The sequence below is a fragment of the Achromobacter sp. ACM03 genome, assembly GCF_014851665.1.
Classification (GTDB): Bacteria; Pseudomonadota; Gammaproteobacteria; order Burkholderiales; family Burkholderiaceae_B; genus Achromobacter; species Achromobacter aegrifaciens.
The window spans coordinates 498217-505008 of record NZ_JACVAD010000004.1 but is presented as its reverse complement, the minus strand read 5'-3'; the positions used below and the strand labels follow the sequence as shown (position 1 = coordinate 505008).

Below are 6792 nucleotides of genomic sequence, written 5' to 3'. Positions count from 1 at the left end.
CGTGGGAGGCGAGCAACCTCGATGCGCCCGAGGGAATCTGAAGGGAAGGCCGAAGGCCTGGACGAAGATGACGAAGGGGCAGTCCGGAGCGAAGGCTCCGGACCGCAATCGTGGGCGCTCGCCTCCCACGCGCCGGCGCCGACGGGCGGCCTACGAAGCACTACGGCACCCGCACCCGCACCCGCACGCACGCACGCACGACGTCAACACCAACCAGCGCTCACCAGACGCCAAAAAAAAGCGGCGCTAAAAAGCGCCGCCCTCTTACCCGCCAGCAAGCAAAATCAACGCTTGCCCTTCTGCTTCAGCTGCGACAAATCCCGCACAGCCCCGCGATCCGCCGAAGTCGCCAACGCCGCATACGCTTGCAGCGCCTGCGACACGACACGTTCGCGACCGACCGGCTCCCAGCCATCGGCACGAGCATCCATCGCCGCCCGGCGGCGCGCCAGTTCCTCGTCGGACACCGCCAGATGCATCTTGCGGTTCGGGATATCGATCTCGATCACGTCGCCCTCTTCCACCAGGCCGATCGTGCCGCCTTCCGCCGCTTCCGGCGAAGCATGGCCGATCACCAGACCCGACGAACCGCCAGAGAAACGGCCATCGGTAAACAGCGCGCAAGTCTTGCCCAGGCCCTTGGACTTCAAGTACGACGTCGGGTACAGCATTTCCTGCATGCCCGGACCGCCCTTCGGGCCTTCGTAGCGGATCACCACCACGTCGCCCGGAACGATGTTGTCGCCCAGAATGCCTTCCACCGCATCGTCCTGGCTTTCGAAAACGCGCGCACGGCCGGTAAAGACCCATTGCGACTCGTCCACGCCCGCCGTCTTCACGATGCAGCCCTTTTCAGCCAGGTTGCCGTAAAGCACGGCCAGGCCGCCGTCCTTCGAATAGGCGCTTTCCTTGCTGCGGATGCAGCCCGTCTTGCGGTCGGTATCCAGCGTCAGGAAGGTTGCGTCCTGGCTGAACGCCACCGTGGTCGGAATGCCGCCCGGAGCCGCCCGGTAGAACTTCTGCGCCTCTTCGCCAGCGCCGCCGGCCACGTCCCATTGCTTGATCGCATTGCCCAGCGTGCCGCTGTGCACGTTGCCGCAGGACAGATCGAGCAGGTCCGCGCGCGCCAGTTCACCCAGGATGCCCAGGATGCCGCCAGCGCGGTGCACGTCTTCGATGTGGTATTTGTCGGTGGCGGGCGCCGCCTTGCACAGGCACGGCACCTTGCGCGAAATGCGGTCGATGTCGGCCATGGTGAAGTCCACGCCAGCTTCCTGCGCCGCGGCCAGCAAGTGCAACACGGTGTTGGTCGAGCCGCCCATGGCCACGTCCAGCGCCATCGCGTTCTGGAACGCGCTCTTGGTGGCGATGCTGCGCGGCAGGACCGACGCGTCCTCTTCCTGGTAGTAACGACGGCACAGGTCCACCACCAGGCGGCCGGCCTGTTCGAACAGACCCTTGCGCCAGGCGTGCGTGGCAACGATGGTGCCGTTGCCCGGCAGCGCCAGGCCGATGGCTTCGGTCAGACAGTTCATCGAGTTGGCGGTGAACATGCCGGAACAGGAGCCGCAGGTCGGGCAGGCGCTGCGTTCGACTTCCGCCACTTCCGCATCCGACACCTTGGGGTCGGCGGCCTTGATCATGGCGTCGATCAGGTCGATCTTGGCGATGACCTTGCCGTCGGTGGGCGACTTGACCTTGCCCGCTTCCATCGGACCGCCCGACACGAACACGACCGGGATGTTCAGGCGCATAGCGGCCATCAGCATCCCCGGGGTGATCTTGTCGCAGTTCGAGATGCAGACCATGGCGTCGGCGCAGTGCGCGTTGACCATGTATTCGACCGAGTCGGCGATCAGTTCGCGCGAGGGCAGCGAATACAGCATGCCGCCGTGGCCCATGGCGATGCCGTCGTCCACGGCAATGGTGTTGAATTCCTTGGCGACGCCGCCTGCGGCCTCGATTTCCTTGGCGACCAGCGCACCCAGGTCGCGCAGGTGCACGTGGCCCGGCACGAACTGCGTGAACGAGTTCACTACCGCGATGATCGGCTTGCCGAAGTCGCCGTCCTTCATGCCGGTGGCGCGCCACAGGGCGCGGGCGCCGGCCATGTTGCGGCCGTGGGTCGAGGTGCGGGAGCGGTAGTGCGGCATGGTTTGTCTCTGGCTGTAGCTGTTAGCGTAGGCGGCAAAACGTTAAATAATACGCTGGTTCGGGCCGCCCTCGCCCGTCGGCCGCCCCCGGGACGCGGCCGCGGCCATCAGGCGGACGCCATGCCGCGGGCCGCGAAGGCGCTGGGCGGCTCGCCCACGGCCTTGCGGAACATGGCCGCGAAAGCGCTGGGGCTTTCGTAGCCCAGGTCCAGCGCCACCTCCAGCACACGTTCGCCGCGCGCCAGCCGCTCCATTGCCGCCAGGAGCCGCGCCTGCTGGCGCCACCGGCCAAAGGTCATGCCGGTGTGCCGCAGGAACAGCCGGTGCACCGTCTTCGGGTCCACTCCCAGCGCGCGCCCCCAGTCGGCCGCGCCGTCCTGGCGTTCCGGGTGGCGCACGATGGCGCGGCAAATGCGCGCCAGGCGGGGTTCGGAAGGCTGCGGCAGGTGCAGCGGCAGCACCGGCTCCTGGCGCAATTCGTCCAGCAGCAACATCATCAGCCGGCCGTCGCGCGTGTCGGGCGCCCAGTCCAGCGGCACCTCGGCCGCCGCGACCATCAGCTCGCGCAACAAAGGGGAAATCGACAACACACAGCAGCTGGACGGCAAGTGCGCGGCCGCGCCCGGCTCCACAAACACGGTGCGCATGCGCGGCTCGCCACTCATGCGCAGGCCGTGCGACACCCAGGCCGGCACCCAGACGCCGCGCGTGGGCGGCACCACCCAGATCCCGGCGTCGGTATCCACCACCATGACCCCGGAGATGGCGTACAGCAACTGGGCGCGGCGGTGCCGGTGGCGGCGCACGCGGTGGCCGTCTTCGTAATCCACCGCCAATCCGGCCACCGGACGCCGCGAGGACTCATAAGGAAACAGGTCCAGCTCTGCGGGCTTATAGGGCTTGCGGGCAGCAGGCTTGTCCATTTTGCGATGATTGTGATTCAAGTGGCGTGGAATGGTCTGCGCCAGTGTACCCACGTCCTTGGGTTCACCCTCGCAACGCCAGCAGCGAGTCCTGCAGATGCCGCAACCCCCGGCTGAGCGGCTTGTCCCTTCGCAGCACGATGGCCAGGCTGCGCGACAGGCGCGGCGCCAGCGAGCGCACCTCCAGCGCCTGGCGCTGGCCCGCGCCCGACACCGCCAGCCTGGGCAGGATCGCGCAACCCAGGCCCGCGGCGACGATCTCCTTCATGGCCTCGGTGCTGCCCAGCTCCATCACGGGCTTGGCGGCCAGCCCGGCTTCCTCGAACCAGTCGTCCACCAGGCGGCGGGTGCGCGCGCCCGGTTCGAACAGCACCAGCGGCAGCTGCGCCAGCGCCTGCGGCGTGGCGGCCGCGGGTATGGCGGCCGGATCGCGGGCGGGAAAGATCGCCACGAACTCGTCATCCAGCACCGGCGTGACCTGGAACATGCGTCCCGGCGCGGGCAAGGTGACCAGGCCGATATCGAGCGTGTTGTTCTCCAGCCCGCGCAGCATGTCCGTCGTATTGCCGGTGCTGGCCACGATATCCAATGCCGGAAAGCGCCGCCGCAGGTCCGCCAGGATCGGCGGCAGCAGATAGGTGCAGGCGGTGGCGCCCGTGCCCAGCCGGATACGGCCGGACACCTGCGACGCATGCGCGGTCATGGCAAGTTCGGCCTGCGCCAGCGCCGCGTCGATGACGCGCACGTGCGACAGCAGCTCCAGCCCGGCCGCTGTCGGGCCGGCGCGGCGGCCGATGCGTTCCACCAGCTTCAGGCCGAAGCGCCGCTCCAACTGGCGGATCTGCAGGCTGACGGCGGGCTGCGTCACGCCGCCCCGCTCCGCAGCGGCGGAAAAACTGCCCAGTTCGATCACCTGCGCAAAGGTGCGCAGGTGATCCAGGTTAAGGCCACGCATCGTTAAATCCAAAGTTTTACTTATACAAATCATAATGGACCAAAGCTTTATTAATAAATAAGCTTGCGCGACACTGGCGGCTTCTGTTTTCCTTTCCTGCTCACGGCCCGCCCATGTCGTCCCCCCGCCCCACCGTCCTCATCCGCGACAGCGCGGAAGCCGATCTTCCCGCCATCAAGACCATCTACGCCCACCATGTACAGCACGGCACCGCCTCGTTCGAGCTGGAGCCGCCGTCCATCCAGGAAATGCGCCAGCGCCGCGGCGCCGTACTGGAAAAGGAAATGCCCTATCTGGTGGCCGAGATCAACGGTGAGGTCGTGGGCTACGCCTACGTCACGCCTTACCGCCCGCGCCCGGCCTACCGCCACACGGTCGAAGATTCGGTGTACGTAAAGGCGGGCCGCTCCGGCCTGGGCATCGGCGGCAAGCTGCTGGCCGAGCTGATCGAGCGCTGCACCGCCGCCGGCTGGCGCCAGATGCTGGCCGTCGTGGGCGACAGCCGCAACGCCGCATCGCTGGCGCTGCACGCCAGCCAGGGCTTCCATCCCGCCGGCACCCTGCGTTCGGTGGGGCACAAGCATGGCGAATGGCGCGACACGGTGCTGATGCAGCGCGCGCTGGGCGAAGGCGACGCCACGCCGCCGCAACGGCCGTGATTGCGCCGCGCGCCATCGTCTGCCTGGGGCTGACGCAACTGGTCGGCTGGGGCGTGACGTACTACTTGATCGGCGCCCTGGGACCCGCAATGGCCGCCGACCTGGGCTGGAACGCCGCCACCGTCTACGGCGGTTTTTCGGCGGCCATCGTGGTGATGGCCCTGGTGTCGCCGCTGGCCGGCATAGCCGTGGACCGCTGGGGCGGCCATCGCGTCATGCCGCTGGGCGCGCTACTGGGCGCGCTGGGCTGCGCGGGCCTGTCGATCGCGCACGCCATACCTTGGTACTTCCTGTCCTGGGCCGTGCTGGGCGTTGGCATGCGGCTGAGCCTGTACGACGCGGCTTTCGCCTCGCTGGCGCGCGCGGCCGGCCCCTTGGCGCGCCGGCCCATGTCGCAGATCACGTTGTTCGGCGGACTCGCGTCCACGGTGATGTGGCCGGTAGGCCATGCGCTGTCGGGCTGGCTGGGCTGGCGCGGCGCGGCGCTGGCCTATGCCGGTTTGGCGCTGGCCACGGTGCCGCTTTACCTGGCGCTGCCGCGTGCACGCTATGCAGCGGCCCCCGGCGGCAAGGACAAGGCGCCCGCCGGCCTCACCCGCAACGCCGCCGAGCGCCGCCTGGCGGGCGGACTGTACGCGTTGGTCGCCATGCTGACCAACTTTCTGGCGGCGGGCAACGCGGCCCATCTGATTTCATTGCTGTCGGGCCTGGGCTTGGCCGCGGCCGCCGCGGTCAGCGTCGCGGCCCTGTGGGGCGTCGGCCAGTTCGCGGCCCGTCTGGCCGACGTGGCGTTGGGCTCGCGCCTGCATCCGCTGACATTGACGCTGGCGGTCGGCGCGCTGCTGCCCCTGTGCTTCCTGCTGGCGCTGCTGTCCGGCGGCAACCTCTATGCCACCGCCGCCTACGCGCTGCTTTATGGCGCCTGCAATGGCCTCTTGACCATCACTCGCGGCACCCTGCCGCTGGCGCTCTTCGATTTCCGCAGCTATGGCACGCTGGTGGGTTCATTGCTGATCCCCAGCTTCCTGGTCACCGCCGCCTCTCCGGTCGCCTATGCCTACATCGTGGACAGCTACGGCGCACGCGGCGCGATGGGGCTGTCGGTGGGCTTGGCCGCGGCTATCGGTGCGGCAGCGTTCGCGCTGCGGTGGAAGTTCATCGCCAGGACGCGCGCGGCGTTTGCCTGAAGCGCCCGCCGCGCGATGGCGGCGGCCGGCGTCTCAACCCTCGGCGGCGGAGGCCACCACCCATTTTTCCCAACCGATCTTGCGCAGCTTGCAGGCGGGACACTCGCCGCAACCGTAGCCCCAGTCGTGGCGCGCGCCGCGCTCGCCCAGATAGCAGGTGTGGCTTTCCTCGACGATGGTTTCCACCAGCGCGTCGCCGCCCAGCCGATGCGCCAGCGCCCAGGTCTCGGACTTGTCGATCCACATCAGCGGCGTCTCGATCGTGACCCGCGAGCCCAAGCCCAGGCCCAGCGCCACCTGCTGCGCCTTGATGGTGTCGTCGCGGCAATCCGGATAGCCGGAAAAATCGGTTTCGCACATGCCGCCCACCAGCACGTCCAGCTGACGGCGGTAGCCCAGCGCGGCGGCCAGCGTCAGGAACAGCAGGTTGCGCCCAGGCACGAAAGTGTTGGGCAGGCCGTTGGCCTGCATTTCGATGGCGCGGTCGCTGGTCATAGCGGTATCGCCCACCTGGCCCAGCACCTTCAGGTCCAGCAGATGATCCTCGCCCAGGCGCGGCGCCCAGTCGGGGAAATTGCTGCGGATCTCGCGCAGCACGTTCAGCCGCGCAGTCAGTTCAATGTGGTGGCGCTGCCCGTAGTCGAACGCCACGGTTTCCACATGGGCGTAGCGGTCCAGCGCCCAGGCCAGGCAAGTGGTGGAATCCTGGCCGCCCGAAAACAGCACGAGCGCGCGACGTTGATGATTTTGCATAAATGGGGGCTTCTGGAAAGACGAAGGGACTGAAGGCTTGTACGCACAGGTGACGGCCTGCCTTTAGTGTAAACATGCTGCTGGCGGACTTTAAACCGATGCCGGCGGCCGGCGTAAAAAGTCTGCGTAAAATCTTCCAGATTCTCTTTCCCGGTTTACCTG

Annotated in this window: 6 protein-coding genes; 2 read left to right on the top strand and 4 right to left on the bottom strand. The window is 67.8% G+C overall.

Annotated features, from left to right (window positions below):
* Positions 1-284: 284 nt before the first annotated feature.
* The 3 genes from ilvD to IB257_RS21610 form a co-directional block, all read right to left on the bottom strand.
* Complete coding sequence (gene ilvD, locus IB257_RS21620; RefSeq protein WP_192492784.1) at positions 285-2153, bottom strand: dihydroxy-acid dehydratase; 1869 nt, start codon at positions 2151-2153, stop codon at positions 285-287.
* Positions 2154-2260: 107 nt separating this feature from the next.
* Entirely contained in the window at positions 2261-3076 is an 816-nt protein-coding gene (locus IB257_RS21615) for a helix-turn-helix domain-containing protein (RefSeq protein WP_175160906.1), read from the bottom strand.
* A gap of 64 nt (positions 3077-3140) precedes the next feature.
* The gene (locus IB257_RS21610) at positions 3141-4031 is read right to left on the bottom strand and encodes a LysR family transcriptional regulator (RefSeq protein ID WP_192492783.1); all 891 of its coding nucleotides are present in this window, start codon (positions 4029-4031) and stop codon (positions 3141-3143) included.
* A 113-nt stretch (positions 4032-4144) separates the two neighbouring features.
* Between IB257_RS21610 and IB257_RS21605 the strand changes: the two genes are divergently transcribed.
* The gene (locus tag IB257_RS21605) at positions 4145-4690 is read left to right on the top strand and encodes a GNAT family N-acetyltransferase (RefSeq protein ID WP_054459444.1); all 546 of its coding nucleotides are present in this window, start codon (positions 4145-4147) and stop codon (positions 4688-4690) included.
* Positions 4687-5877, top strand: coding sequence for an MFS transporter (locus tag IB257_RS21600; protein WP_192492782.1), 1191 nt, complete (start codon positions 4687-4689; stop codon positions 5875-5877). Before IB257_RS21605 ends, IB257_RS21600 begins: the two co-directional genes overlap by 4 nt.
* A gap of 33 nt (positions 5878-5910) precedes the next feature.
* Here IB257_RS21600 and queC read toward each other — a convergent pair whose 3' ends face one another.
* Positions 5911-6630, bottom strand: a complete 720-nt coding sequence (gene queC / locus IB257_RS21595) for a 7-cyano-7-deazaguanine synthase QueC (RefSeq protein ID WP_054459441.1) — start codon at positions 6628-6630, stop codon at positions 5911-5913.
* Positions 6631-6792: the final 162 nt, after the last annotated feature.

Coding starts and splice junctions, on each gene's coding strand:
- IB257_RS21605 (WP_054459444.1), top strand. CDS start 4,145: ATGTCGTCCCCCCGCCCCACCGTCCTCATCCGCGACAGCGCGGAAGCC.
- IB257_RS21615 (WP_175160906.1), bottom strand. CDS start 3,076: ATGGACAAGCCTGCTGCCCGCAAGCCCTATAAGCCCGCAGAGCTGGAC.
- queC (WP_054459441.1), bottom strand. CDS start 6,630: ATGCAAAATCATCAACGTCGCGCGCTCGTGCTGTTTTCGGGCGGCCAG.
- IB257_RS21610 (WP_192492783.1), bottom strand. CDS start 4,031: ATGCGTGGCCTTAACCTGGATCACCTGCGCACCTTTGCGCAGGTGATC.
- ilvD (WP_192492784.1), bottom strand. CDS start 2,153: ATGCCGCACTACCGCTCCCGCACCTCGACCCACGGCCGCAACATGGCC.